We start from the raw sequence: 1,344 nt of genomic DNA, 5'->3' as shown, positions 1-1,344 counted from the left end.
TGCCGTTTGGACGGACGGACCACATCGCAGGACAGCACCGCGGCCGCGGATGAGCGGACGGAGACGCCGGCCGTCCGGACCACAGCCGATCCATGGCGTGCGTTTCTGGATCCCGATGACGGGTCGGCCTTCCTTGCCGGCTGGCTCGCCATCGCCGGGGACCGGATCGCCTCGGCGCAGGCCGGGGTGCTGTTCCTGCGCGGCGATGCCGGGCGGCTGGGGATCGCGGCGCTCTGGCATCTCGGCGCAGAGGACACCGACCGCTTCGTGACCCTGGCCGAGGCGGTGCTGCGCAATCCCGAACCCCTGCTCCAGCGCGGCGAAAGCGACACGCTGCTGGGCTATCCCATCGACAGCGGCGGGGCGGTGCAAGGCATCCTCGTGCTGTCCCTCGCGCGGCATCCCAACGGCCCGGCCATGCGCGGCATGATGCGCGAGTTGCACTGGTCCTGCGGCTGGATCGAGGCGCGGCTCAAGCAGGGCGAGGCGGCGCTGGGGCGCAAGCAGGCGGGCCGCGCGCAGCTGCTGACCGAACTGCTGGCGGCCTGCGAGGCGCACGAGCGGTTCGACGGCGCGGCGCTGGCGCTGGTGAACGCCATCCCCGACCTCACCGGCTTCGACATCGCCGCCATCGGCATGCTTCGCCGGGGCCGCGTCCGGCTGGAGGCGCTGAGCCGGGTCGCGGCCTTTGGCGGCAAGACCGAACGCGTCGGCGCCTACGAGGCGGCGATGGACGAGGCGCTGGCCCAGGGCGACACGGTTGCCTGGCCTGCGCGGCCCGACGGGCGCCAGATGATCGACGCGGCCCACCGCAGCCTTGCACAGGAACTGGGGGCCGGGGCGCTGGTGTCGACGCCGCTGCTTGTGCGCGGCAGGCCCGAAGGCGTGCTGCTGCTGGAGCGGGCGCGCAGCGGCGATGCGGGGGTGACGCTGGCCGCCGACACGCTGGACGACCTGCGGCTGATCGCGGCCGCCCTGGCGCCACTGCTCAAGGCCAAGCACGACGCGCGCCGCCTGGTGTCGGGGCGGCTGCGCGACTGGACCGGCCGCGGGCTGACCGCCGTTTTCGGCCGCCGCCCGGCCATCGCCCTCGGCGCTCTGGCCCTTGCCGTCGCGCTGGCGCTGCCCTTCGTCATTCCCACCGACCTGCGCGTGCGGGCCGACGCCACGGTCGAGGGCGCCTTGCAGCAGGCCGCCGTCGCCCCGGTCGACGGCTTCCTTGCCGAGGCCCCGGCGCGCGCCGGGCAGGAGGTCACCGCGGGCGAGCTGCTGGCCCGGCTCGACAGCGCCGACCTGGAGCTCGAAGCCGCCGCCGCCGAGGCCCGCATCGCCGAGGCGCGCCAG

Annotated in this window: 1 protein-coding gene; it reads left to right on the top strand. The window is 75.1% G+C overall.

The features are described 5' to 3' along the window. Positions 1–6: 6 nt before the first annotated feature. Positions 7–1,344, top strand: a 1,338-nt coding sequence (locus DU478_RS13335) for a GAF domain-containing protein (protein ID WP_114511467.1), incomplete at its 3' end; no start/stop codon positions are given.

It is taken from the genome of Thalassococcus profundi (assembly GCF_003344785.1).
Taxonomy (GTDB): Bacteria; Pseudomonadota; Alphaproteobacteria; order Rhodobacterales; family Rhodobacteraceae; genus Puniceibacterium; species Puniceibacterium profundi.
Note: the sequence above shows the minus strand (reverse complement) of the source record. Positions and strands in the feature narration are given on the sequence as shown.